Below are 24,496 nucleotides of genomic sequence, written 5' to 3'. Positions count from 1 at the left end.
CCGATGTTTTTTTCATCAGGCCCCCTTAAGAGAGCAAGGAAATGAACACAACGCTGATTAATGAAGGACATCACAACGTCAGTTTTTGGCAAAATCTCAGACTGGTCCCGCTGTTTAGTTTGATTTTCGGCGGGATATTATTTTTGTTCGCACTCTGTATAGGCATTTCCAGCTACTTCCTCATCCTGAGTAATCAGTCGTTGAAAGATGCGACTGAGGAAATTCAGGTCCGCAACGGTCTGATCGACAGCTCCTCAAACCTCCGCTCTGCCCGACTGAATATCATCCAGGCCGGTGCGGCCGCGCGTATTGGTGAGATGGATGATTTCAATGCCAACCTTGCCGCAACGGATGAGCGTATTAAGCAGGCTGAAAATGGCCTCAACGTCTACCTGAACCGCAAGAATAAAACCCCCGAAGACGTCAGGCTGGACGAAGAGCTCACTACTCGCTTCAAAGAGTATGTTCAAAAAGGCCTGAAGCCGATGATTGATGCCGGTAAACAGGGCAGTTTCGAAAGCATCATTGCCCAGGAAACCGACACCACGCGTAAACTGGATAACGCTTATAACGCTGTGCTGGTCAAGGCGATCAAACTTCGGGATATCCGTTCTGATTTCATTAACGCCAAGGCTGCCGAACAGTCACGTATTGGTTTTATTTCCATGGGTGGTGCGTTTGTGGCTGCGCTGGTGCTGGTGCTGCTGACCTTTGTTTTTCTCCGTCGGGTCGTGATCACGCCTTTACGCAAATCGGTTGCCCATATCGAGCGTATCGCTCAGGGTGACTTAACCGCCCCTTCAGTACCGCACGGTCGTAACGAAATCGGCTTACTGCTGGATAATCTGCAGCGCATGCAGGAATCGTTAGTCAAAACGGTCGGTACGGTGCGTGAAGGCGCTATCGCCATTTATCAAGGCTCCAGTGAAATTTCAGCCGGTAACACCGACCTCTCCTCGCGGACGGAGCAGCAAGCCGCCGCCCTTGAGCAGACCGCAGCCAGCATGGAGCAGTTGACGGCGACGGTGAAACAGAACGCCGATAACGCGCACCATGCCAGCCAACTCGCAGCCGATGCATCAGATAAAGCACGCAACGGTGGCGACATGGTCAGTGGTGTAGTGAAAACCATGAACGATATTTCTGGCAGCTCGAAGAAAATTGCTGAGATCACCAATGTGATTAACAGCATCGCTTTCCAGACCAATATTCTGGCGCTGAACGCCGCCGTCGAAGCGGCGCGCGCAGGGGAGCAAGGACGTGGCTTTGCGGTTGTTGCGAGTGAAGTCCGTAGTCTGGCACAACGCAGCGCCCAGGCCGCGAAGGAAATTGAATCCCTGATTGCCGAGTCTGTGAAGTTAGTCAGCAGTGGCTCGCATCAGGTTGGCGAGGCCGGCAGTACGATGGGTGAAATTGTCGAAGCGGTGCGTCGCGTGACCGATATCATGTCTGAGATTGCTGCCGCCTCGGATGAACAAAGCCGCGGTATTCAGCAGGTGAGCCAGGCGGTAACGGAAATGGATAACGTGACCCAGCAGAACGCCTCGCTGGTTGAAGAAGCCTCAGCGGCGGCGGCATCACTGGAAGATCAGGCGGGTAAACTGACGAAAGCGGTTTCCGCATTTCGCTTAGTCGACACACCGGTCGCGAAAACTCCCGATGTTAAAGACGTGGCACCGAAAGCGAGCTCACCCGTGCTACGTCCGGTAGCCACTACCTCTGGTCATGAAAACTGGGAAACGTTCTGACCCAAGCAAACGCCCCTGTCCTGTGACATGCGTGACAGGACAGATAAAAGTAAACGCCCGCGACATCCTCAGACATCGCGGGCGTTTTCATCAGACTGACCGATAATCAGGCGGGAACCCAGGGCTCGACAAAAACGCCGTCCCGGTGATTATTCTCGTTAAAAAACCAGATCCCCTGCGGGTAATCGTCCAGCGCCACCAAAAACATCGTCCCTTCGTTAAAAGGTTCTACCGCCAGGATCGTACCGATTCGCCGGGGTCCACCGTCGGTTTTAACGCTTACGCGATCGTCTACCTTCATCTGTTACTCTCCAGAAACGTTCCTGATAACAGTGTAATGGAAGCGTAGGACGAATGCAGGCATTAACGGCGGGCAATCACCCACACGGCATGGACGATGCCGGGAATGTAGCCGCACAAGGTCAGTAAAATGTTCAGCCAGAACGCGCCGCCAAAACCGACCTGCAGGAAAACGCCCAGTGGTGGAAGTAAAATAGCAATAAGAATTCGAAGTAAGTCCATAACCATTCCTTTAGGTACTGAGAAAAACCGTTTTGCTTACCAATATAGCCGTTTTCTGAAGGGTTACAGGAAAAGTCAGGTAAATCTGAGTCAGGGTTTTTTTCGTTTTCCTGACACTTCACAGCCGGACGTTTAACACGAGAATCGTTACACTTCATTGCGTTGCTTTCCTACCCCAGGAAAACAACACACCCAAAGTAACAAGGATTATTTTGCCCGCGCAGCGCGGGCTTTTTTTTACCCTTCCCTGCTGTCAGCCCGCCGTTCTATACTCAGTATTCACGTTGCTCTTTGGAGGCAGACTATGACGCATTTTCTCGCTTCAGATGAAAACCAAAGTGATCGGGACAGTGAAATGGATGCGCTTCTTCATGCCATCCAGCGTGACACGGCAGGACAGGCACAGGACTATTTTTCGCCTCAGGTTGCGCAGACTGAAAAAAATGCTGGCGGGCCGACAGCCCCGTGCCGTGAACCTGCGGAGCAGTGTGAGATGGACATTCACGATTGCCGCTACAGTGAGATCAATCGCTAGCGGGATCGCTCGCCGGGCGGAATAGCAGGCAAAAAAATACCCGGCACAGGCCAGGCAAGTATTCAAATCGTTACACCAGGGAAGACATACTGCTTTCTCAGAGTAGCTGTTCCGGTAATGAAAACAAGCTTCTGCGATGCACGTTTCGCTCATCTTATTCTGCTCCTGCCCTCCTCCTGCCTACGCAAGCCGCAGCGCGCGCGCCATGCGTCGTGCACATTCTGACCGCTCCCGCTTTTTGTCCTATCGGGTTTTAAGAATCCTCCTGGTTCTGTCTGCATGAGTACGGAACCTCGGGCCTTTTCAGGACTCAACTACACTAAACAGATGCCGTGGCTAACGTGAGCCGTGTGGAGGAGACCTGGATGCCCAACCTGAATGAATCGCTGATGATCGTGACCGACCTCGATGGATCGCTGCTTGACCACCACGACTACAACTGGGATGCCGCCACAACATGGCTGGAGACCTTCAGCCAGCATCAGGTTCCTGTGGTGATTTGCTCCAGCAAGACGGCGGCGGAAATTCTGCCGCTGCAACGAAAAATCGGGATTAGCGGTACGCCGTTTATCGCCGAAAACGGCGCGGTTCTCTACTTCCACGAGGACAAACCCGTTCGTATCCCTGACGATAAGCTGAACTACGTCGCCATCTGTCGGATTCTTAGCGCGATGAAACAGCAGTTCCGCTTTAGCGGCTTTCAGGATTTTAGCGACAGCGACGTGTCGGCAATGACAGGTTTACCGGAAGCCGAGGCCGCGCTCGCCCGCCAGCGCGATGCTTCCGAAGTTATCGTCTGGCGCGATACCGACGAGGCGTTAGACCGTTTTCGCCATGCGCTGGCTGACTACCATTTGACGCTTACCCAGGGCGGCCGCTTCTGGCACGTGATGCCGGCCCGAAGCGGAAAAGGCCATGCCCTGCATAAATTACTGTCGCATTACAGCCATCAGGATTTGATCACGATTGGACTGGGTGATGGCCCTAACGATGCACCTATGCTCGATGCGGTCGATTATGCCATCGTGATTAAAGGCTTCAGCAAAAACCCTGTCACGTTAACGCGTAATGATGGGCAGGTTTATCATACAACGCATCACGGCCCTGAAGGCTGGCGCGAAGGTCTGGACCATTTTTTAACGCAGCCATGAACGGCTGTGGTTCCTCGGGCAACCCCATAAGGATGATGCAATGAGTGATTTCTTTCAGAATGGCGTAATTACTAACTTTCATAATCTCACGCACCGCAGCGTCGAATCGCTGGAAAAAGAGATGGTGCGTTTTGCGCGTAAACGCAAAATGGGGTTAATTCTGCCCTCCCTGTTTTCTGAGCTGGAAGGACCGGCACTGAGCAAAATCGTCGATGAACTGGCAAAAGTGCCGTATCTGAATGAAATTGTCATCGGCCTTGACCGGGCCGATCGCGATCAGTTCCTCCATGCCCGCGAGTTCTTTTCTCGCCTGCCGCAGCGCCATCGGATCTTATGGAATGATGGTCCCCGCCTGAAGGCGATCGACGCGGAACTGGACAAAGAAGGTTTGTCGCCGACGAATCCGGGCAAAGGGCGTAACGTCTGGTTCTGCACCGGCTATACGCTGGCCTCCGACCGCACCAGCTGTGTCGCGCTACACGATTGCGATATTGTTACCTATGAGCGCGGTATGCTGGCACGTCTGCTTTATCCGCTGGCGAATCCCGCGTTTCAGTATGAGTTTTGTAAAGGATTTTATGCGCGTGTCGCCGACGGCAAACTCAATGGTCGCGTGGGCCGTTTATTAGTCGGGCCGCTGCTGCGTTCCCTGCAAAAAGTGTATGGTCACTCGGAGTACCTTGATTACCTCTCCAGTTTCCGTTACCCGCTCTCCGGCGAGTTCGCCATGCGTACTCATGTCCTTAACGGGATTAAAATTCCGGGTGACTGGGGCCTGGAGATTGGCGTGCTCTCCGAGATCTATCGCAATTACACCACACGCCAGTCGTGCCAGGTTGAGATTGCGGATAATTATGACCACAAGCATCAACCGCTGGCAGAGGATGACGGAACAGGCGGCCTGAAGCGCATGAGCAACGATATTGTTCAGTCGCTTTTACGTAAACTTGCCACCATGGGCGTGCCGCTCACCAGTGACTCCTTCCGCGTGCTGAAAGCCACCTACTATCGCAACGCGTTAGATATGATGGAAATCTACAATCATGAGGCCGCCATGAACGGACTGAAATTCGATCAGCACGTGGAAGAGGCTGCGGTCGAGATGTTTACCCAGGCTATCCTGGATGCGGGTCAGTCCTTTATAGAACGCCCAAATGACAAGCCGTTTATCCCAAGCTGGAGTCGGGTTCAGTCTGCCTTCCCGGATATACTGCAACGAATTTACAAGGCGGTAGAAGAGGATAATGACGGTAACGTCTAGCGTGCCATAGGTGGAAGACAGGCTATTACGTGACGTGATGCCTGGATGGAAGACAGACGGGCCAGGTGTACAACACCGGCCCGGTCATCTGCAATCAGGACGTTAACTGCGGTTGTGACTCACGGGTGTGGCTGAGCTCGTCTGTCCGAAACGCCTCGCTTCTGACCGCATAACCATCATACCAGCGACACTCTACCATGCCACTGGCATGACCGGTCACCACCATCGTTTGCCCGCCGTCCTTATGCTGCACTTCATCACTGATTGCAAAAACCATGTTGCGCCCTCTTTATCCATTGACATTAATTCTTAATATTTATTTATAGCATGGTAAAAAAGTTGCTGCTGTTAAGGCGCGCAGAAAAAGGGCAAATTCAGAATAAAGTAGAAGGTTATTTTGGAAAGGAATAAAGCGGATAAGAGGCTATCCGCTTCAGAGGGAGGATGAATCAGATTTTGCAGCCTTCGCAATCCGCTTCGTCACTCAGGTCGTCAGGCACTTCGGCCGCCTTTTTTTCTGCCTTGGCTTCGGCCTGCTCTAACTGAGCATCTATATCGAATTCAAACATATCGTCGCTCATTGTTTTCTCCCCAGAACGCGTAAAAGAAGGCGCTGTTATACCGATTACCCCCGCAGTTTGGCAATAAGGTTAACCACTAAAAGCACGATCGACCCAATGATAAAACCAATCACCAGGTTAGCGCCGTTACTCAGCAGCCCTGACACCAGACCGCTAAACGGAGCGATAGCATTTTCAATAAAGTGGTGCAAAGGCGTTATCCCGTGAACAATGATGCCCCCTCCCACCAGGAACATGGCCAGCGTGCCCACCACGGTTAATATTTTCATCAGCCAGGGTGCCGCAGCCAGCAGCACGGCACCAACTGACTGGGCCACCCGTGACGATTTTTGCTTTAACCAGAATCCCAGATCATCGATTTTCACGATGCCCGCCACAATACCGTAAACGCCAATCGTGACCAGAATGGCAATGCCCGCCAGGATCAGAACCTGATTCAGCAGCGGTGCTTCCGAAACGATGCCCAGCGTAATCGCGACGATTTCGGCGGACAAAATGAAATCGGTGCGCACAGCCCCTTTAACCTTTTTCTTTTCAAATTCACGCGGGTCCTGCTTTGCCAGATTATCCAGACGCTGCTGACGGGCCTCTGGTGAATTTTGCTGCTTGTCGTGTTGCAGGCTGTGCAGCACTTTCTCGACACCTTCATAACAAAGGTAAGCGCCGCCAATCATCAACAGCGGCGTGATTAACCACGGCGCAAATGCCGAGATAATCAGCGCCAGCGGCACCAAAATCAGCTTGTTCAGAAACGAGCCTTTGGCCACGCCCCACACGACCGGCAGTTCGCGATTGGCTTTTACGCCACTGACCTGTTGCGCATTCAGTGACAGATCGTCTCCCAGAACGCCCGCCGTCTTCTTTGCCGCGACTTTGCCCATTACAGAGATATCATCCAGCAGCGTGGCGATATCATCCAGCAACGTTAATAAACTGGTTCCTGCCAAAATATGTCCCTTATTCGGTCATCGACAACGACTTACATCGCAAACAGTGGAGGCCTCATCCTCGACGAAGCCCAACGGCATACGACGCGTGCGTTGTGACTATTCCGGTTCGTTATGTTGACAACATGGGCATCGTTCGATTTCCGTTACCGTCATCTCTGCGATGCCCTCACAATCCCATTCGACGCGCACCGCTTGCCCAGCCAGTCCTTCGCTATGCAGGTATTTACTGACCGGGCTTTCCGTCATGCCGGTAATTTCTTCCGTGGCCACCAGCGTTTCGCCCACATAAATTCTGGCGGTGGCTTTGGTATTCACCATGCGCTCATCACGAATCTGGTAGAGACGTTTAACCGTCAGTTTTATGCTGCTCATCTCGGTCTCCCGGTCACGGAAAAGCGTCTATCTAACATGTTATGTTACTGATGAGCAAGGCCCAATCATTCCTGCTCACGATAATGATGAATGCCCTGATGATCGATTTCAGCACTGTCATTCATCACCAGTAACCACTCTTCCAGTCGTTCAAGCAACGCGTCGTCGTCGAGACGGAGTTTGCCACGCAGTGCACATTCCCAGATGATGAGAACCTTCCAGCCGCTCTCACGTAACTGCCGTACATAGCGATGGTCTCGTTCGACGTTGCTGTTAATCTTGCCTGTCCAGAACTCGGTGCGCGTGGCGGGTATCTTAAACAAATAGCAGTGATGACGATGCCAGAAGCAGCCGTGCACAAAGATAATGGCCTGATGAGCGGTCAGGACAAAATCAGGCCGCCCTGGCAGGTTTTTGTCCTGAACCCGGTAAGTGAATCCGCGATCTTTAAGCAACAGTGCGATGCGTTGCTCAATCGCAGTGTCCTGCTGGCGAATGGCGCGCATGTTTTTGCTGCGCGTTTCGCTGGAGTGAACGTCGGCCATAGCATCTCCTTAAAGGCTACTCATTCAACTTTAGTCGCCGTCCTGAAAAGCGAAAGTCACCTGGACAAAAGCGGCCATTTTTTTGCCGCTTCCGGACGGTAATCAGACGTCCGGTGCTACCTGTCCTGACTTTCCCACTCGCGTGTTTTGCAGCATACCGCCGCCGCGTCAGGCGGATTTCCTCATCGGGCAAGGAGTGATAGCATAGGCGCTTCACTGTTAAGGATATTTGCATGCACGCCGTCGCAACCGCTGAACCTCTTCTTTCTGCAGCTCTGCATTCCGATGAACTGAATCTGTTACACCAGGTCCTGTCGATCTATTCCGTCAGGGATATCGTTGCCCGACTGCATCAGGCCGGCTTTGCGCACTGGTCACCGACGCTCATCAACCGTATTCGTCAGGGTAAAAGCACGCTGCCCGTGCTGAGCACTGCGGAGCGGGATCTGTTCGAACGCTTATTGCCGTCTCGTCCTGCACATTATGATGCACCTGCGTTTCGTTTTGTTGATCTGTTCGCCGGCATCGGGGGGATTCGTCGCGGATTTGAGCGCATTGGTGGAAAATGTGTCTTTACCAGTGAGTGGAATAAAGAGGCGATTCGCACGTACCGGGCCAACCATTACAGCGATCCGCTTGAGCACCACTTCAATACCGATATCCGCCAGGTCACGCAGCCTGCCGGGCTAAACGATGAAGCAGCGATCTACTCCTCCATTGATGCAGCCATCCCCGATCATCAGGTGCTGCTGGCAGGCTTTCCTTGTCAGCCTTTTTCGCTGGCTGGCGTCAGTAAGAAGAATGCATTGGGTCGGGCGCATGGGTTCGAATGTCAGGCGCAGGGTACGCTGTTTTTTGATGTAGCACGCATTCTTGCCGCCAAAAAACCGCCCTTCTTCGTGCTGGAGAACGTGAAGAACCTAAAAAGCCATGACAAAGGCCGGACCTTTGCCATCATCATGGACACGCTGGATGAGCTGGGCTATGCCGTCGCGGATGCCGATGCCAGTGCACCGGATCCGAAAGTGATTGATGCCCGCCATTTTTTGCCTCAACACCGCGAGCGTATTGTGCTGGTGGGCATTCGACGGGACATTGCCGGCTGCGAGAATTTTACCCTGCGCGACATCAAACGCTTTTTCCCTGCCCAGGTGCCCAGCCTGCAAAGTTTGCTGGAAGCCGAACCTGATGATAAGTACATCCTGTCGCCGGTGCTGTGGCGTTATCTGTATCAGTATGCCAAAAAGCATAAAGCGCTGGGGAATGGCTTTGGCTTTGGTCTGAACGATCCGCGCAATCTGCAGTGCTGCGTGCGCACCCTGTCTGCCCGCTACTATAAAGATGGCTCTGAGATTTTGATCGATCGCGGCTGGGACGCGGATAAAGGCGAGCGTGATTTCCTTGATGCCACCAATATGGCGCATCGTCCCCGTCGTCTTACGCCCCGTGAATGCGCACGCATCATGGGCTTCGATGATGCCGGCAGTGAGCCTTTTCGCATTCCGGTCTCCGACACGCAAGCGTATAAACAGTTTGGTAATTCCGTTGTCGTCCCCGTTTTTGCCGCCGTGGCGCAGCTTCTCCTGCCCTACATCCGCGATTTACAGCATAAAACACGCTAAAAGTTGCGCTTAGGCGCAACCTTTCTCCTCTTTTCCCGCTGCCAGGCGATATTGTCACAACCTCGTCATACAAGCCCAGAATACTGCTGCTTTTTCACTTGATGGGTAGAATGATGTCACCTCTCACGTTGTTATCCCTGCGCAGTCTGAAGCGTCGCTATCGCGTCAAACTGCCCCCGGTGCCCACCTGGCTTACCAGCCTGCGCGGCAATTTTATGCTGTTCGTTGTGCTGTTTTGTTTACTGCAATCCATCGGGATTGTTCTGCTGACCGCGCAGGTCAGCCATACCAAAGTGAACCTGACGCAGGCGAGTGCCATGCGCGACCGGCTGGCGCTGCTCGATCACGCTCGCATAGAGCTGCTGACGGCCAGCGATAACAGTCACCGGGCAGGCATTTATCTGATGGAAGATCAGAAAAGTGGATCGGTGGACAGTTGGAAGAGCCTGGCGGAAACCGCAAAATCCTCACTCGTGCATGCAGAACAGCTGTTTGCTCAGTACCATGCCGTTCCCAAGGGGGAGCTTGAGCAGGGTTTCATGATGTTAACCCAGGGCCTTGAAGAGCAGCTTAAAGGCCTGGAAGCCAATAATATCGATGCGTTCTTTATGGTGCCGATGCAGGCTTATCAACAGCAGTTTAACAGCGCCTGGTTTAACGAAATCACCCAGGCCAACAAACAGCTTTCTGCCGTCAACAACCTGACACTGGAGACGCTGACCACCAGCCGTAACCTGTCGCTGCTGGTCACAGGGCTGCTGTTTACGCTGTTGCTGACGGGTGGGGTTTTGCTGCTGCGCGGCGTGATTATTCCTTTAAGACTGGCCAGCCGCCAGCTGCAGGCTATTGCCACTGGCGACTTAGTCAGTTGCCCGCAACCGCCTCGTCTGCAATCGTTAGAAACCGCCGGATTGTTTAACGCGGTGGCGGATATGCGGCAAGGGCTGCGCACCATTGTGGCAGAAATTAATACTATAGCCGCCAGCGTGGCGGAGGGTGCGCGGGAAATGCAGCATACCAATGACCAGGTAAGCGAGCACTATAAGGTGCAAAACAGCAGCTTTAGTCATATTTCGCAGCGCCTGCATCGTGTCTCGGAAGAGGTTGAAAACAGTACGCTGTTTTCGCAACAGGCCGCACAGCAGGCACATGTCGCGGATGAACTGATGCAGCAGTGCGCCAGTCAGGTCGATGAAATGGAGGTGCAGATGCGCCACATCGTCGATTCCTCAGGGGAAATCGCCGGTATTGTCGAGCTGCTGGACGTTCTTTCACTGCAAACGCGTCTGCTGGCGTTGAATGCGGCGATTGAATCAGCGCATGCAGGGGTTTATGGACGCAGCTTTAGCGTCGTGGCAAAAGAGATGGGTACCCTGTCGAATAAAAGCGGCGAGTCGGCACAGCAAATTAACGGGCTGGTGAACAATACACAGCTGCATATTTTTGAGGGATTCAACAAGGTGAAGTCGCTGGAAGCCTTGTTTTACCAAATCAGCCAGTCGGTCAGCGCCGTGGTCACCCAGTTAAAAGAACTGGAAGAAAACGCCACAGCACAAAGTCGCCGCGTGTCTGGCATTGCCGCCGAAGTGGTGGCGCTGGACAAGGAACTGCATACCAACGAGGGGCTTACGGCACGGCAGGTGCGTACCGCCGATACCTTACAACATCAGGCCTCACGCCTGGCCGAAAGCGTGCAACAATTTCGCATTGCCGTCTGAATACGCGCTCTGAATAAAAAAGCCGCCTTTATCAAAGGCGGCTTTCATCGCGAGAGCAACCGATAACCATTATTTCTTTTTCTTACTCTGCTTCTTAAGCAGCGTACGCAGTTGTTTGATTTCGCTGGAACTTAAAGCATCCGACGCGCCTTCTTCCGTGTTCTGACTGTCGATGGCGGGCTGAGAAGGTGCTTCGAGGCTGGCCTGCAGACGTTGCACGATCTCCTGACTCATTGATACCTGGTTTTCAAGCGCCAGCTGTTTAATGTGTTCTTTCAATGCAGGATCAATTTTAATCGTCAAATTAACAGTTTCGGTCATTTCCTCACTCCTTTTTTGTTATTGCTTCCACGCTACCGGATGACTGTATCGATTCCTATACTGTCATAAAAATTTAATATTCCGCGTGTAAGGGACTAAAATCACGAAGTACTGCCTCATCCAGACTAACCAGATTACCCTGCAGCTCAGCACACAACTTGGCCATATAGCGCACCAGGAAGTCCGCGTTGTGTTCTGCGAGTCTCCGCCCTGCTTCGGTTTGCATCGTTTCAGGCAACCGTAACAGCTTGGTTTGAAAGTGATCCAGTGTCCATTTCACATCATTAAGTTCACGCGCTTTCCCCAGCGGGTCTTCACTGTTGAACAGAGGACGGTTCATCGTACCGGCCGTGTAAAACACCCGGGCCAGCCCGATTGCACCCAGCGATTCCAGCCGATCGGCATCCTGAACGATCTTCGCTTCAGGGGTTTCAGGCGTGATTGCCGCGCTAAAACTGTGTGCCTGAACCGCGTGCATCACTCCAGCGATTAATTCGGCAGGAAAATCCGTAAAGTCCTGCTGCAGGATACGCTGCGTTTCGCTGGCGGCGTAAGTGGAAGCCTTATGACGTTCAGGATGGTTTTTCGGTAAGTTCACCACGTCATGAAAGTAGCAGGCAGTCAGGACGATCAGGGGGTCGGCAGATGTACCTGCCATAATGCGCTGCGCGCTCATCCAGACCCGACGTAAATGCGCAATATCGTGTGCGCCATCATCATGAATCCAGTTTTTTTCAAACCAGGTTTCATAGCGAGCCTGCCAAAGTGCAAGTGACATAATCTTTTCCTGTAAGGGTTATTTTCGTCTCAATTGACGACCTGTTACGCGTATAGGCTTTGTCATCATAACGAATGGCTAATGACATTTTCTTTACATCGCTAAGGAAAAAGCCGGTCGGGACCTTTAAATTCCTCTTAAAAATGAGACGCTGATCATTTTTATGGCAATTTGCTACCAGGAAAACAGCCATTTGCTGCTTTTTCAGCCTTGACTGATTCAGTTTTAGGCAGGATGAATAGTTTAATATTAATAATGATTAATCAGCGCTATTTTATCTCAGAGTGAGGGAATTAATGTCATAATAAAAATGTAAAAAACAATAAAAGCGGCGAAAATTATAGATGGATAAATCTGAAAAGGTTCCTATTTTTGCCGATATAACGTACTGTATTCTCACTATCAGATGTCCGGTAATACGCGTTAACAGCAGTGCTGATGATTTTTTATCCACTCCTGTCCGGTGGATTAAAAATCATCACAACTGAGCGAACCACACGGTGGCCAATTATCAGGAATAATGATTTATATTTTTTATGATATTGCCACCATTTAGGTGCCCTTTTTGTTTCAGCAGTAACCGGGATCGACTAATAAAAAGAGGTAATCCATGAAAGAGCGGCCGATTCTTTTTTCCGAACAGCGGGTCCGAGCCCTGCTGGTTGGCCAACAAACCCAAACCCGGCGCATAATGAAAACGCAGGCTTTTGGTCCAGGCCAGGATCATCATGAAGGGGTACATGCCTTTGATGTGCAGGCTAATCACCTGCACGGTGACAAAATGATGGCCATGAACGACATTCGTTATCATTGTCCTTACGGCATGCCTGGCGACAAGCTCTGGGTCCGCGAAACCTGGCGTGGCCCCATCGTGCCTGAACATGCGCTGGCGGATTATGAACGCGATCCCACCCCGTTTCGCTCGCCGGACTTTTGCCAGTACCGGGCGGACAGCAATGAACTGGGCCAACATATGTCAGGCGGACCGGACGCCGAGCAGTTTGGCTGGCAAACAGCCATTCATATGCCGCGCTGGGCAAGCCGCATCGACCTGATTATTACGGATGTGCGCGCAGAGCAGATTCAGGATATTAGTGAAGACGACATTATGGCGGAAGGTGTGCAGACCGACTCGCACTTCCTGAACAACTTCTTTACCATGAACGTCAATTCTGAACTGCCTAAAGAAGCCTATCGCAAAGCCTGGCAAAAACAGTACGGGGCAACCAGCTGGCAGGTTAACCCGTGGGTTTGGGTTATTGAGTTCGAGCGTGCCACGCGCGAATCAACTTAGCCTGCGCTTTGTGGGCTGAATCACAGACAATTTCCTTGCTAACAGGTTGAATATTGCTCCTTCATCCCTGAAGCCTGACGATGCCAGCATGCCGTTTTGATGCTGGCATTTTACTGTCTGGTCGCTCAGGGTTCTGCAATTGCAGCATTCAGTGCGGAACCAACGATGTTTAAATGGCCATGGAAAACACACAGCAATACGGATCTGACTGACCTGCCCTGGCAGGCCGGGCTGACACAGCCGATTTTTACCCTCCTCAACCACGATGAACGTCAGTCGCTGCAGGCCATGGCTCAGCATTTTCTGCAGCAAAAAAAACTGGTTCCGCTTGAAGGCTGTCAGCTTGATGCGCTGCGTACCGTGCGCATTGCTTTGCTGTTCTGCCTGCCGGTGCTGAAGCTGGGGCTCGACTGGCTGGACGGCTTTCACGAAGTGCTCATTTATCCCGAGCCTTTCAATGTGGATGACCTGTGGCAGGATGAGCATGGCCTGGTCCATCAGGCCCCCGCCGTCCATGCCGGGCAAAGCTGGACGCAAGGGCCAATCGTACTCAACTGGCTGGATATTCAGGACTCCTTCGATCTTTCCGGCTACAACCTGGTCATTCATGAAGTGGCGCACAAACTGGATGCGCGCGGTAGCGGTTATACCAGCGGCGTGCCAATGATGCCGCTACGTGAGGTTGCCCAATGGGAAAAAGATTTGCGTAGCGCGATGGCCGGGATTGAACATGAAGTGGAAAGTGTCGGTGAGCAGGCCGCCAGCATCGATCCTTATGCCGCCAGCGATCCGGCAGAGTGTTTCGCGGTATTATCCGAGTATTTTTTTACGGCCCCGGCCCTGCTGGCGGAGCGTTTCCCGGCCATGTACCGTCATCTTCAGCACTTTTATCAGCAGGACCCGTTAAGCAGAACAGGAGCCGCTCACGACTAAATCGCCTGCTTTGCAGACGCATTGCTTTAAAGCTAGCCAGTTGAATGCTAAACGCTTTTATACTGTTGACACCCTGAGCCGACCTCGTTACTATTCGCCTCGTTCACACGATTCCTCTGTAGTTCAGTCGGTAGAACGGCGGACTGTTAATCCGTATGTCACTGGTTCGAGTCCAGTCAGAGGAGCCAAAATTAAAAAAGCCTGCTTGCGAGCAGGCTTTTTGCTTTTCAGCCGATCGCCTTTCTCTGTCTTCTTTCCGCGCGTTGCTTTACGGCCCAATTTAGCAATCTGCCATAATAAAATGCTGCGGGTTAATAAAAACACAAAGCCAAAATGAACGCATTCTGGCTTTGTCGCTACCGGTCTTTAACAAGTGACGGACCGCAGCACGCTATTTCGCGCCCTCCGCCAGCTGGCGCAGCATCTCAATATGAACAGGTTTATCATTGAGCGCAGGAATATAGGTAAAGGACGTCCCGCCCGCATGCATAAAGATTTCCCTGTTCTGCTCATCCAGTTCTTCCAGCGTTTCCAGACAGTCTGCCGCAAAGCCCGGGCTGATTACCTGCAGGCTTTTTACGCCTTCCGCAGGCAGATTTTTAATGGTTTCATCGGTATAGGGCGTTAACCAGGGTTCCCTGCCAAAGCGTGACTGGAAGGTCATCACTACTTTTAGCGAAGGCATGTTCAGGGCGTCGGTGAGTAATTTTGTCGTTAACGCACAACGCTCCTGATATTTGTCGCCTTCGTTTGAAAACCTGACCGGTATACCGTGATAGGAGACCAGTAAGGCATCCGGCACGCCATTGGCCTCAAACGATTCAAGCACGGACGTTTTTAACGCATCGATATAAGCAGGATGATCGGCATAGTCGTTGATGAAGTTGATCGCCGGTGTGTAGCGGTTCTTCATCGTCTGCAGGTGACGACTCACGCTGTCGAAAACGGATGACACGGTGGACGAGGAAAACTGCGGATACAAAGGAATAACGATAATTTTATCGACACCTTTCGCCAGCAGCCTGTCGATAGCGCCCCCGATGCTCGGCTCGCCATAACTCATGCCCAGCTCAACAGGCATGCCCGTCAGCGCTTCCAGTGCGCGCGCCTGACGGACGCTGTACACCATCAGCGGTGAACCTTCGTCCATCCAGATAGAGGAGTACAATTTGGCGACGCGTTTGGCGCGTAGCGGGATAATTACGCCATGCAGGATCGGGCACCACAGGATCCGGGGTAAATCGACCACTCTGTAGTCGTGCAAAAATTTCGATAAAAATGTTTTAACCGCAGCAGTCGTGGGTTCTTTTGGTGTTCCAAGGTTAACAATTAAAACACCCTGTTTATTCGTCATTAGCTGGGACCTCTGAAAACCCAAGGAAAAAAGTGCCTGAACACTGTAGCACACTCAGGGACATCATCTCCTCCGTCTGCGCCTTTTGCGTCAGTGACGGCGAAACGAAGGCATGGCGCGGACTTCTGCGACGACGTAGAGTCAGCCTGCCAACGTCTTTGCTGACGTCTTACGCCGCCTTATGAGCCCGGACCATGGATGAAACAGTCGGGCGGGCTTTAACGTCTTTTACGCCGTAAAAAGCGTTATGCCCTGCGAGCCCGCCTTTATTTGCTTTTTGACACGGCTTTGCCTGACGGTCTAAAAACATTTGATCGTATCTTATCATCGCTGCGTCGACGAAAGACCAATAGCTCTGATAAGTCGCGTCCCTTCCGATCGGCTCGTACATTTTCTGTGGTGAATGATAAAAAGTAATCCGTCAATTCCCCATTATTCAGCGGGTTAAAATCACATCTTGTCGATATTTTGATTTATTAAACTGAATATTGAGCATGCTAATATTTAGGGCTCTATCTGTGCTGACTGACGCTGCCCATGACGTGAATATCGCGCGGACCGCCAGGCAGTAACATCGCCATGCTTTAGTCAGAAAAAACCAGACCGCATCACGGTCATCAATCAGACTGAGGCAATCACTTTTGCCGCGAGGCTTTTCGGGACAGGTATCAGGATGCGTACAGGCGTTTCAACAGGCGAAGACTCGCTGCTGCAACACAGGTCATTTGTGGCGTTTTGGCTCGCCCGAACCTGTTCTTCATTTGGTTTTCAGATGTTTTCCGTGGCCGTCAGCTGGCAAATCTATGCAATAACCCACAGCGCGATGGCGTTAGGCATGATTGGCCTGATGCAGTTTCTGCCCTCAGTGCTTCTGGCGTTGCCGGCAGGACATCTGGCCGATCAGTTCGACCGCCGCCGTATCGTGGTTATCGGCCAACTGATTGAGTGGGCCGCGCTGCTCGGTCTGGTGGCGCTGACGCTATTGCACTGGGCAGACAAACTTGAAATCTGGGGGCTGGTCTTTCTGATTTCGCTGGCGAAAGCGCTGGAATGGCCAGCCATTACCTCTATGTTGCCGGCGCTGGTCCCGCCACCGATTCTGGCGCGCGCCATGGCGGCCAGCTCTGTTGGCGGTCAGGCGGCGGTGATTGTCGGGCCAACGCTGGGTGGACTGCTGTATATAGCCGGTCCCGAGGTGGTTTACGGGGTTTCAGCCCTGTTTTATTTATTCTCGCTGATACTGGTGAGTTGCTTACGTTATGAGCGTCCTCCTCAGGAACGTGTGCCGATGACGCTGTCGAACATGTTTATGGGCGTACGCTTTATTCGCGAACGCAAGGATGTTCTGGGCGTGATATCGCTCGACCTGTTCGCCGTCTTACTGGGCGGGGCGACCGCCCTGCTCCCTGTCTTCGCCCAGGATATTCTGCACACCGGGCCATGGGGACTTGGCCTGTTACGCGGTGCGCCGTCAGTGGGTGCCCTGTTGGTCGGCGTCTGGCTCAGCCGCCATAAGCTGGAAAAACATGTTGGCATGATTATGTTTGGTTCCGTGGCCGGTTTTGGCCTGGCGACGCTGCTGTTTGCGCTCTCAACAAAACTGTGGCTTTCTCTGCTGGCGCTGGCCGCGCTGGGTGGTTTCGATATGGTGAGCATGGTGATCCGTGGCGCACTGGTTCAGCTGGATACACCGGATACGATGCGCGGCCGCGTCAATGCGGTTAACGCTATCTTTATCAATACCTCAAATCAATTGGGTGAGTTTGAATCCGGGCTGCTCGCGGCATGGATGGGCGCGGTGCCCGCCGCCGTCATTGGCGGCGTCGGGACACTGGTGGTGGTTGGGCTCTGGATGATGCTCTTTCCGAATCTGCGGAAAAGGCAGAAGCTTGAGAATGAAACGGTGGTGTGAGTGAGGGGGTATTTTAAGTGTACCCAGCCGAACATTTATTTATAATAATGCTCATAGAATTAAGAATTGCCGCATTAGCGGCATTTTTTATAAGTTTTTTTTCCAATTTATATCTAACATCTAATTTTCAGCTCTAGTTTTAATATGACTTAGCTAATTCACCAAAAAAAGAAAATTTATCACAAAATAAATCATAGCAAAGTAGCACGACTTATTAAAATTTCGCCACTATGAACTAGAGTAATATTATTTTTTTCACATAAAAAAGGAAAGCTAAACCCTCATAAAAAACCTTAATTAAAAGGAAAAAGCGAGAAAAAAGAAAAGGCTGATAAAAGCCCTTTCTTGCCATCTAGTCTAAAGTTAGAATATGGCAGGGTATTTTTTTATAAGTCAGTTTATCTTTTATAATATCAATAATAACTTGCCAATCTCCGCCGCCCAGACCTGCACCGATCATTGGCATCTGAACTTCTAATCTATTGCACAATGCATAGTCACTTGCAATTTCCAGACACTCTTCAAGAGCCTCATATGAAATGTATCTTTTAGCGTCTCTTTGGGATTTTTTTATTCCTTCCTGTGCAACCATATTTGCTACAAATACTCTATTAAGAGTATCCACTTCAATAAATTGCACATCGCCCATCTTATACCCAATTCGCGAAGAGGCCAAATATTTTTCTTTTGCCAACGGATATCTTTTAGACAAAGAAAGGACAAAACCTTTCCCCCACTTTCCTAGGTTATTCACAACGTGCAAAATAATAACTGATTCTTTAAATGGTATTGATGCATCTCCACTATGATGATGGATATAGGCTATTTGGTCTTCATTGACGAGTGTTTTTTTCCATTCGGTTTCAAAATTTTCATCTGTAATCTCTTCAGAATCAGATAAATCTAACTCATTTTTTTTGCCATCATAGAGTAAGTAACCAATATCTTCATGCCAGTCAGTGACAGAAGATGAAGAGTAATGATTCCCTTCAAAAACGCTTATCTGTCTGGTTGCCACTTCCCCGATGAATTCAGTATAGACAACACCGGCTCCCCTCAAAAATTCTGAAACCGCACGGTAGTAACTTTTATTACTCACTAGCATGAACTCCCACTACTCACTATTCGGTTCGAGACATCAAGTTCTTTGTCATTCTTGACTAAGAAAGTACCCGGTCTCGGCTCAGTTATATTCAACCCTGTCACATCAATCTCAACATAATGAGTGATACTACCAGACTTTCTTGCATCACCATAAATGTTAGCCGCAAGTTGCCCCAAAGATATTTTACCAGAGTCTTCTAAATCTTTTAATGTACGCCCACCAATCCTATCTGGGTGAACATTAGTAAAATACTGACCATCTCCAAAACGTGCATGAACACCGCCCGTGGAAGGCCTGATAACTCCACTGTTTTTAATACCCTCCATTCCTTTCAAATCGGTGAAATGGAACAAAGTTTTTATTTCCTCCGTCGTAAGCCCGAGTGGATCACTCCATACAAATGGATTTGGAGCATAACGATAGGGAGTAACCCCCCCCGCCAGCCCTATCGGATCCTGACTGATATACGCCGCAATCTCAGGGTCATAATACCGATAGCGGTTATAATGTAACCCCGTCTCGGCATCAAAATACTGCCCCTGAAAACGCAGGGGGTTTTCGATCTGATCAGCAAAGATTTGGCCTTTTTCACCCCAGACACCGGTTTTTTCTGCCCAGACAATCTCACCAGTAACGGATGTCAGTCTGACTGGTGCGCCATTAGGATCGCAGTGATAGTGCCAGCTTTGTTTACTGTCCCCCTGTTGCGTCAGCAACGCCAGCGGTCGAAACGTGCCGGGATAATAGACGTATTCCCGCATCGTGCTGAACAGTGCAGCCTGTGCTTTTTGTCGCTTAAGGCGACTGCCTGTATCAAAGATACTCTGCGCGGCCAGAGGTTCATGTGTGCGGGTGAGCGTTTCGCCCACCAGCGCGTCCTCCTGCCAGTAGAACCAGCGCGTTTCGCTGTCGGTTTGCTTAAACACCCGGCGGCCCAGCCCATCATAGCCATAGCGCACCTGATGGTTCCCTTTACGCACCGCAATCAGTTGTCGATTTTCATCCCAGAGGAAATCTTCTTTTTCATCCTGATCACCCGCGGTCCCCGCGACTCGGCGTCGCTGGCGTAACTCACCGGCACGATCATAAACATAACGAACGCCCTGATGCACGCCCTCCCGGAACCAACCTTCCGCGCGGTCATTAACCTCACGGGTTTGCGTCTGCAAATGGCTACCTGTTGCATCCTGCACAAACTTTCGCAGTGCCCCGTCAGGGGTGATATGTGCCGTCAGCCTGCCCACAGGGTCATAACGATAGCGATCGTTGCCCCACTGGCTGTCGTGACGCGCAGTCATATTTCCGCTTTTGTCATAGACAAAGCCACTGGCAAACAGCGGTAAATCATTTTGTAGTACCTGCTGTGACGTAAGCCGTCCCTGGTGGTCGTAATTCAGGGTGCGCGTCAATGCCTCTGACAACTGTTCATGAATACACCGTCCCGCGGCATCATAATCAAAGGTGATCGGCGAATCAGTGTTGAGTTGCACGGTGCGTAAACGTTGATACGCATCGTACCGATAAACCACCCGATGGCCACTGTCGCTTTCACGCTCGTGCAAACGTCCCTGCTCGTCATAATGGTAGCGAAGTTGAAAGCCGTCCTGATCTTCTGTCAGTAACCGTCCCGCGTCATCGTAGCGCCAGCTGAGTCGCCGCCAGGGATTCTGGCAGAGCACCAGCCTTCCGCAGGGATCATAGTGGAACGTTGCCTGTAAGGTATCACCGCTACGTCGTTCACTCAGGCGCCCGGCTTTATCGTAGCCATAGTGCACCTCACGTCCGAGCGGATCGCAACGTGCGGCCAGGCGGCTGCCTTTGTCCCAACGGTACTGCGTTTTTTGTCCCCAATAATCCTGCTCGGCCGTCACACGTCCAAGCCCATCTCGTTCCATCTGCCAGCGTTGACCAGATTGATTAATCACGGCCAGCAGGCGGTCCTCAGGATCGTATTCATAACCCAGCCGGGCACCATCAGGCGTTTCACAGGCGGTGAGCATGCCTGTGCCGTTATAGTAAAAACGCGTGGTCTGCCCCACTTCATCGGTAAAGGTGACAGGCTCATCTTCACGGTCATACTCAATCCGGACATCGCCACCCGCCGGGTCGACCGTGGCGATGAGGCGATCTTTCGAATCCCAGTAAAAACGGGTCACACCGTTACTGGCATCAGCACGTTCCAGTAAATTCCCACGTACGTTGTGCCTGAAACGCGTCTCTCCCGCGCCTGCCACGCTGACCACCAGCAGGAAACCAAAGCGGTCATAACGATACTCTGTTTGCGGTGCACCCGGCTCATTCGCCTGGGTCAGTTGGCCAAGCCGATCGAACTGATAACGGGCCGTCACACCACCCGGATCGCGACTGGCAATAAGGTTGCCACCGCTGTCATAGTCGGCGTGCCAGACCGCACCTTTCTGATCGGTGATCGCCAGCGGCAGGCCATCCTCATTGTAAACAGCCTGTACCCTGCTGCCGTCGGGTAGATGCTCAGCGAGCATGCGACCCTGCGCGTCATAATCCCACCGATGAATGCTGCCATCCGGTTCAATCACTTCTACCGTTCGACCAAAGTCGTCGTAACGAAATACCGTATTCCCGCCACAAGGATCGATTTCGGCGATCGGCAGACCATTGTCGTCAAACGTAATACGTGAGAGGTGGCCCAGTGAATCCGTTACTTCAACCTCATTGAGCAGCGGTTCGTAAGCGAAGTGGTAGTCCCAGACGCCGCCGTCACCCCAGGCGTGAATGACGCGCCAGTCCTGATTGTACTGGTAATGAAATCCCTGGCCGTTTCGGTCAAAGTGACTGACCAGATAAAACTGTTGATAGTCAAAACGCCGGGGATGCGATAGCGCATCAATTTCGGCGCTAAGTTGACCATTGGCATGATATTCGTAGCGCGTCAGCGGCGTGATATCACCGTCCAGCGCATTGTGCAGGCGTAAGCTACTCAGGCGGCCCTTATCATGAGTGACAAGGACCTCTCGTCCGGTCAACCCGTTAAGGCTGAATTCGCGAAGCCGAATCAGCATCTCGTCCTGCCATTCAAAGGCCCAGCCGTTTCCGTTACGATCGGATAATTGCTGTATCGGTAACCGCCCATCGGCACCGGTGAAATGCCACAGGATCCCCGCTTCCAGCTCAACGCACCAGGTCACCTGGCCCTGGGCGCTGTCTCGCCACAGGCGGCTGCCATCCGGCAACCCCATGACAGCATGTTTACGTCCGTCTTCCTGTGGCAGGGCGGCAAAAAGCGTCATCCCGTCAGGCTGAATAAAGAGCGCAATGCCCTCTTCAGTCAGGATTTCCAGCCGGATATCCGCGGGTGTCAGCCAGCCATAGCCACAAAGTCCTGCCGTTTCAACATCGGCCGACGAATACGTCCGATGCCAGGCCAGCGGCAGCCGGCCCGGCAACAGGAAATCCTGCTGTTCAAGACTGACGCTGCCATCCCGAATATCGACCGGTTCCGCTCGCAGAACCTTACACTTGAGAACCCCTGGCTCCATATTACGAAACAATTTGCGCCTGTAGTCGCCAAAGCGTTTCATGAAATTTTGCCATTTCACCGACTTCCGGAACTTCTTCAGCCCTTTTCCCAGACCGCTCAACCCGGCACGCATCAGCAGCGCCATCAAATTGATTGTTGGTGGCCCGCCTACGATGACATTGTTGGGGATGGCCAGGTTGAACGTCAGCGGTAGCGTCAGGGACAACGGTTTGGGTTTAGTGACGCGCTTGAGGCGAAACGGGGGAATCATACCGACAATATTGCAACTCAGTACCGGCATGCCAATTCGGGAAAACGGTTCACCATCCACCGAAACCGTTTTACTGCCCATAAACAGCTCATCTTCAATCTGTGGGCCGCCGGGCGCACGCAACGGCGGCACCCAAACGCCGCCAACGGGGATATGTATCGACATTCCACCCGTTCCCGCGCTGGCCCGTTTGATGCTGTTAACATGCACCGTAGTGCCAATCAATGGCAGATAGTCAAACACATCAAACACAATACCGATGTGGGGCGTCGGTAAAGGCCAGGGATAGGTGTGAATGTCCAGTCCTAGCTGCGGATCAAAGTGCGCACCGGAATGCATGAATCAGGCCTCAGAAAATGGCACGCAGCAGCGCGCGCAAAAATGTTCTGACTTCCGTCGCCAGACCGCTATCGGACAGGCTTAAGAACAGCAGCGCCAGGACCGTGACGACGACAATAAGGATGATGCGGTTTTTCACAATGTGTTGCTCCCTGCAGGTTGTGTGGCTGAGGGTTCAGTGCTTCCCCACGCAGGCAGGCTTTGCCATTCACCCGGCGGGGTATCAAAAGGATGGGCGATGTCAGGTAAGCCATTCCACTGCGGATGCAGTTTTTCACGGGCCAGGTGGATGACACGGCGAAAACTGTCATCGCCATTGCGGATGAGTGTTTCCCGCTCCTCGCGAATAAGTAAAAAGGTTGCCTCGAGCTGGCGTTGCAGCAGGCTGTCAGTTTGGCGGACCTGCGATGGGGTGGGCACAGGCGGCAGGTTCGCGTCGGCCTGCTGAATAAGCCGCTGTTTATCGGATTGCCAGCGAGATGCATAGGCTTCAAGCGCCTCTGTGCGGCGTTTATCGTGACTGCGCAGGAGATCCTGAAAGACCAGCGGCAGCGTGGTTTCGCCCCGCTCGGCCAGCGGCACATTCTCTGCGGCTCGCACGGCCTTACCATAGGCTTCCATGGCAGCCGGGCGTTGTCCGGCGAGCCATAAACAGAAGCCAGTCATGCGCCAGCCCTCAATCGCAAACACAGGATGGGGGATTACCTCTGCCTCACGCGCGGCCTGCCGGTAGCACTGTGCCGCCCGAACGTACTCTTTACGTGAAAACCAGGCACCGGCTTCGCCAAACGTACTCTGCGTTCGAAGCTGGCCTTTGACAACGGGGTCCGCCACGCTGCTGGACGCGTTTTGCGCCTCACGATAGTGGTCGACGGCCTTATTGTGATCCTGGCCTTTCAGCCAGCCGCCCGCAATAAGGTTATGCAACATCGCCTGTTGATCAGGCCAGCCTCGCCGCTGTGCAATGCCTAACGCCAGACTGCCGCGCGCAGCGACCTGCTGGGCGGTCCCTTTTTCCAGCAAGAGCATCGCATCGGCAAGGTAACGCCGCAGCAATGCCCGATCGGTATCAGGATCGCTTTGCTGCTGGGCGGTTTGATGCATCACCTTCATGCCATCGACCTGATCGACAATCAGTTGGACGCGATCAGGATGCGCGTCATGAAGTGTCTGCCAAAGCGGTTGTTCAAGCGTATCAATCAGCAGTAAACGCGGCGCAGGCGCGGAGGAAGCCAGCCAGCGTTTCAGCCAGCGCATCAACGCACTCTCGTCACTTACGGCAGCGGGTTTAAGCACCAGAACCAGGTAACGTACATCCTCTGCAAAATGATCGGCGAAGTCCTGTAACAGGCCGCAAAGCTGTTCAATGGTGTAGCAGGGCAGCAACACATCGCCATCCCAATGTGCCGCATCGGGCGTGGCGTCATAATGTTCAAGAAAGTCACGCGTCAGTGCATCGCTATAGCCATAACCGGTTTCAAACGCCGTAGACAGACCAAGGAATATATCGGGTACGGAACGCCCCTCCGGATGCTGCTGAAGGGCGATGAACGCATCAAGTAGTGATTCGCCTGCGGCTGGAACGCGCCAGATAAACAGACCCGCGTCGGTCTTTTCCGTGGCGGTTAACCAGCTCAGCTCCAGCTCAGTCATAACACGTTCAGTGGGATTCTTTGCGGTGCTCATTT

At 52.3% G+C, this 24,496-nt stretch carries 23 protein-coding genes and 1 tRNA gene; 10 read left to right on the top strand and 14 right to left on the bottom strand.

From position 1 onward, the window contains the following. Positions 1–41 precede the first annotated feature (41 nt). Positions 42–1,748, top strand: a complete 1,707-nt coding sequence (locus GC087_RS10025; RefSeq protein WP_039338285.1) for a methyl-accepting chemotaxis protein — start codon at positions 42–44, stop codon at positions 1,746–1,748. Positions 1,749–1,854: 106 nt separating this feature from the next. Here the strand turns inward: GC087_RS10025 and dsrB are convergent, their stop codons facing one another. Next, positions 1,855–2,049, bottom strand: coding sequence for a protein DsrB (gene dsrB / locus GC087_RS10020; RefSeq protein ID WP_006119586.1), 195 nt, complete (start codon positions 2,047–2,049; stop codon positions 1,855–1,857). 62 nt (positions 2,050–2,111) lie between these two features. Further along, positions 2,112–2,270 (bottom strand): YqaE/Pmp3 family membrane protein, encoded by a 159-nt coding sequence (locus GC087_RS10015; RefSeq protein WP_006119587.1) that lies wholly within the window; start codon positions 2,268–2,270, stop codon positions 2,112–2,114. Positions 2,271–2,574: 304 nt separating this feature from the next. On the opposite strand from GC087_RS10015, the gene GC087_RS10010 reads away from it, so the two are divergent. From GC087_RS10010 to GC087_RS10000, 3 genes are all read left to right on the top strand, one after another. Next, positions 2,575–2,805, top strand: a complete 231-nt coding sequence (locus tag GC087_RS10010) for a DUF2525 domain-containing protein (RefSeq protein ID WP_324030479.1) — start codon at positions 2,575–2,577, stop codon at positions 2,803–2,805. A gap of 365 nt (positions 2,806–3,170) precedes the next feature. Further along, positions 3,171–3,956 carry a mannosyl-3-phosphoglycerate phosphatase-related protein gene (locus GC087_RS10005; protein WP_324030477.1) on the top strand — a complete coding sequence of 262 codons (786 nt, stop codon included), beginning with the start codon at positions 3,171–3,173 and terminating at the stop codon, positions 3,954–3,956. Between the two features lie 40 nt (positions 3,957–3,996). Continuing rightward, positions 3,997–5,217: a glycosyltransferase family protein gene (locus GC087_RS10000; protein WP_033742089.1), complete on the top strand. Its 1,221-nt coding sequence runs from the start codon at positions 3,997–3,999 to the stop codon at positions 5,215–5,217. A gap of 94 nt (positions 5,218–5,311) precedes the next feature. Here GC087_RS10000 and GC087_RS09995 read toward each other — a convergent pair whose 3' ends face one another. The 5 genes from GC087_RS09995 to GC087_RS09975 form a co-directional block, all read right to left on the bottom strand. Continuing rightward, positions 5,312–5,494 (bottom strand): YodC family protein, encoded by a 183-nt coding sequence (locus GC087_RS09995; RefSeq protein WP_033742091.1) that lies wholly within the window; start codon positions 5,492–5,494, stop codon positions 5,312–5,314. 172 nt (positions 5,495–5,666) lie between these two features. After that, complete coding sequence (locus GC087_RS09990) at positions 5,667–5,798, bottom strand: hypothetical protein (RefSeq protein ID WP_006119592.1); 132 nt, start codon at positions 5,796–5,798, stop codon at positions 5,667–5,669. Between the two features lie 44 nt (positions 5,799–5,842). Further along, complete coding sequence (locus GC087_RS09985; RefSeq protein WP_054633597.1) at positions 5,843–6,745, bottom strand: DUF808 domain-containing protein; 903 nt, start codon at positions 6,743–6,745, stop codon at positions 5,843–5,845. Positions 6,746–6,844: 99 nt separating this feature from the next. Continuing rightward, positions 6,845–7,120, bottom strand: coding sequence for a hypothetical protein (locus GC087_RS09980; protein WP_006119595.1), 276 nt, complete (start codon positions 7,118–7,120; stop codon positions 6,845–6,847). A 65-nt stretch (positions 7,121–7,185) separates the two neighbouring features. Continuing rightward, on the bottom strand, positions 7,186–7,665 hold the full coding sequence (locus GC087_RS09975; protein ID WP_006119596.1) for a very short patch repair endonuclease: 480 nt from the start codon (positions 7,663–7,665) through the stop codon (positions 7,186–7,188). 233 nt (positions 7,666–7,898) lie between these two features. On the opposite strand from GC087_RS09975, the gene dcm reads away from it, so the two are divergent. After that, entirely contained in the window at positions 7,899–9,287 is a 1,389-nt protein-coding gene (gene dcm / locus GC087_RS09970; RefSeq protein WP_324030475.1) for a DNA (cytosine-5-)-methyltransferase, read from the top strand. Between the two features lie 101 nt (positions 9,288–9,388). Next, positions 9,389–11,005, top strand: coding sequence for a methyl-accepting chemotaxis protein (locus tag GC087_RS09965; RefSeq protein WP_324030473.1), 1,617 nt, complete (start codon positions 9,389–9,391; stop codon positions 11,003–11,005). Between the two features lie 69 nt (positions 11,006–11,074). Here the strand turns inward: GC087_RS09965 and GC087_RS09960 are convergent, their stop codons facing one another. Both GC087_RS09960 and GC087_RS09955 read right to left on the bottom strand, forming a co-directional pair. Next, the gene (locus tag GC087_RS09960; RefSeq protein ID WP_006119599.1) at positions 11,075–11,326 is read right to left on the bottom strand and encodes an Arc family DNA-binding protein; all 252 of its coding nucleotides are present in this window, start codon (positions 11,324–11,326) and stop codon (positions 11,075–11,077) included. 73 nt (positions 11,327–11,399) lie between these two features. Then, complete coding sequence (locus GC087_RS09955) at positions 11,400–12,104, bottom strand: phosphohydrolase (RefSeq protein WP_033742101.1); 705 nt, start codon at positions 12,102–12,104, stop codon at positions 11,400–11,402. Positions 12,105–12,714: 610 nt separating this feature from the next. On the opposite strand from GC087_RS09955, the gene GC087_RS09950 reads away from it, so the two are divergent. The 3 genes from GC087_RS09950 to GC087_RS09940 all read left to right on the top strand — a co-directional run bounded on the left by GC087_RS09950 (position 12,715) and on the right by GC087_RS09940 (position 14,519). Next, entirely contained in the window at positions 12,715–13,398 is a 684-nt protein-coding gene (locus GC087_RS09950) for an ASCH domain-containing protein (RefSeq protein ID WP_282497974.1), read from the top strand. Between the two features lie 165 nt (positions 13,399–13,563). Further along, on the top strand, positions 13,564–14,331 hold the full coding sequence (gene mtfA / locus GC087_RS09945; RefSeq protein WP_200885608.1) for a DgsA anti-repressor MtfA: 768 nt from the start codon (positions 13,564–13,566) through the stop codon (positions 14,329–14,331). A 112-nt stretch (positions 14,332–14,443) separates the two neighbouring features. After that, positions 14,444–14,519, top strand: a tRNA-Asn gene (locus GC087_RS09940). Positions 14,520–14,722: 203 nt separating this feature from the next. Here the strand turns inward: GC087_RS09940 and hemH are convergent. Beyond that, positions 14,723–15,685, bottom strand: a complete 963-nt coding sequence (gene hemH, locus GC087_RS09935) for a ferrochelatase (protein WP_006119604.1) — start codon at positions 15,683–15,685, stop codon at positions 14,723–14,725. A gap of 673 nt (positions 15,686–16,358) precedes the next feature. Between hemH and GC087_RS09930 the strand changes: the two genes are divergently transcribed. Continuing rightward, positions 16,359–17,597, top strand: a complete 1,239-nt coding sequence (locus tag GC087_RS09930) for an MFS transporter (RefSeq protein ID WP_054633591.1) — start codon at positions 16,359–16,361, stop codon at positions 17,595–17,597. Positions 17,598–17,949: 352 nt separating this feature from the next. On the opposite strand, the gene GC087_RS09925 is transcribed toward GC087_RS09930, so the two are convergent. Genes GC087_RS09925 through GC087_RS09910 form a run of 4 tightly spaced genes read right to left on the bottom strand, consistent with a single transcriptional unit; the run spans position 17,950 to position 24,494 of the window. Beyond that, positions 17,950–18,702: a macro domain-containing protein gene (locus GC087_RS09925; RefSeq protein ID WP_054687633.1), complete on the bottom strand. Its 753-nt coding sequence runs from the start codon at positions 18,700–18,702 to the stop codon at positions 17,950–17,952. Continuing rightward, positions 18,696–22,808: an RHS repeat-associated core domain-containing protein gene (locus tag GC087_RS09920; RefSeq protein WP_324030471.1), complete on the bottom strand. Its 4,113-nt coding sequence runs from the start codon at positions 22,806–22,808 to the stop codon at positions 18,696–18,698. The genes GC087_RS09925 and GC087_RS09920 overlap by 7 nt, the downstream gene beginning before the upstream one ends. 10 nt (positions 22,809–22,818) lie before the next feature. After that, positions 22,819–22,947: a hypothetical protein gene (locus GC087_RS09915; protein WP_096010432.1), complete on the bottom strand. Its 129-nt coding sequence runs from the start codon at positions 22,945–22,947 to the stop codon at positions 22,819–22,821. After that, a complete protein-coding gene (locus GC087_RS09910; protein ID WP_324030469.1) occupies positions 22,944–24,494 on the bottom strand; it encodes a tetratricopeptide repeat protein in 1,551 nt (516 codons plus the stop codon). Before GC087_RS09910 ends, GC087_RS09915 begins: the two co-directional genes overlap by 4 nt. Positions 24,495–24,496 lie beyond the last annotated feature (2 nt).

This window comes from Pantoea sp. JZ2, from assembly GCF_035191405.1.
Taxonomy (GTDB): domain Bacteria; phylum Pseudomonadota; class Gammaproteobacteria; order Enterobacterales; family Enterobacteriaceae; genus Pantoea; species Pantoea stewartii.
This window is presented reverse-complemented; position numbering and strand designations above follow the sequence as displayed.

What these genes read in the sequence shown, in the direction of transcription:
- GC087_RS09965 (WP_324030473.1), top strand. Translation starts at nt 9,389, where the DNA reads ATGGGTAGAATGATGTCACCTCTCACGTTGTTATCCCTGCGCAGTCTG.
- mtfA (WP_200885608.1), top strand. Translation starts at nt 13,564, where the DNA reads ATGTTTAAATGGCCATGGAAAACACACAGCAATACGGATCTGACTGAC.
- GC087_RS09995 (WP_033742091.1), bottom strand. Translation starts at nt 5,494, where the DNA reads ATGGTTTTTGCAATCAGTGATGAAGTGCAGCATAAGGACGGCGGGCAA.
- GC087_RS09980 (WP_006119595.1), bottom strand. Translation starts at nt 7,120, where the DNA reads ATGAGCAGCATAAAACTGACGGTTAAACGTCTCTACCAGATTCGTGAT.
- GC087_RS09910 (WP_324030469.1), bottom strand. Translation starts at nt 24,494, where the DNA reads ATGAGCACCGCAAAGAATCCCACTGAACGTGTTATGACTGAGCTGGAG.
- GC087_RS10005 (WP_324030477.1), top strand. Translation starts at nt 3,171, where the DNA reads ATGCCCAACCTGAATGAATCGCTGATGATCGTGACCGACCTCGATGGA.
- GC087_RS09960 (WP_006119599.1), bottom strand. Translation starts at nt 11,326, where the DNA reads ATGACCGAAACTGTTAATTTGACGATTAAAATTGATCCTGCATTGAAA.
- dsrB (WP_006119586.1), bottom strand. Translation starts at nt 2,049, where the DNA reads ATGAAGGTAGACGATCGCGTAAGCGTTAAAACCGACGGTGGACCCCGG.
- GC087_RS09920 (WP_324030471.1), bottom strand. Translation starts at nt 22,808, where the DNA reads ATGCATTCCGGTGCGCACTTTGATCCGCAGCTAGGACTGGACATTCAC.
- GC087_RS09950 (WP_282497974.1), top strand. Translation starts at nt 12,715, where the DNA reads ATGAAAGAGCGGCCGATTCTTTTTTCCGAACAGCGGGTCCGAGCCCTG.
- GC087_RS10000 (WP_033742089.1), top strand. Translation starts at nt 3,997, where the DNA reads ATGAGTGATTTCTTTCAGAATGGCGTAATTACTAACTTTCATAATCTC.
- hemH (WP_006119604.1), bottom strand. Translation starts at nt 15,685, where the DNA reads ATGACGAATAAACAGGGTGTTTTAATTGTTAACCTTGGAACACCAAAA.
- GC087_RS09990 (WP_006119592.1), bottom strand. Translation starts at nt 5,798, where the DNA reads ATGAGCGACGATATGTTTGAATTCGATATAGATGCTCAGTTAGAGCAG.
- dcm (WP_324030475.1), top strand. Translation starts at nt 7,899, where the DNA reads ATGCACGCCGTCGCAACCGCTGAACCTCTTCTTTCTGCAGCTCTGCAT.
- GC087_RS10015 (WP_006119587.1), bottom strand. Translation starts at nt 2,270, where the DNA reads ATGGACTTACTTCGAATTCTTATTGCTATTTTACTTCCACCACTGGGC.
- GC087_RS10010 (WP_324030479.1), top strand. Translation starts at nt 2,575, where the DNA reads ATGACGCATTTTCTCGCTTCAGATGAAAACCAAAGTGATCGGGACAGT.
- GC087_RS10025 (WP_039338285.1), top strand. Translation starts at nt 42, where the DNA reads ATGAACACAACGCTGATTAATGAAGGACATCACAACGTCAGTTTTTGG.
- GC087_RS09975 (WP_006119596.1), bottom strand. Translation starts at nt 7,665, where the DNA reads ATGGCCGACGTTCACTCCAGCGAAACGCGCAGCAAAAACATGCGCGCC.
- GC087_RS09930 (WP_054633591.1), top strand. Translation starts at nt 16,359, where the DNA reads ATGCGTACAGGCGTTTCAACAGGCGAAGACTCGCTGCTGCAACACAGG.
- GC087_RS09955 (WP_033742101.1), bottom strand. Translation starts at nt 12,104, where the DNA reads ATGTCACTTGCACTTTGGCAGGCTCGCTATGAAACCTGGTTTGAAAAA.
- GC087_RS09925 (WP_054687633.1), bottom strand. Translation starts at nt 18,702, where the DNA reads ATGCTAGTGAGTAATAAAAGTTACTACCGTGCGGTTTCAGAATTTTTG.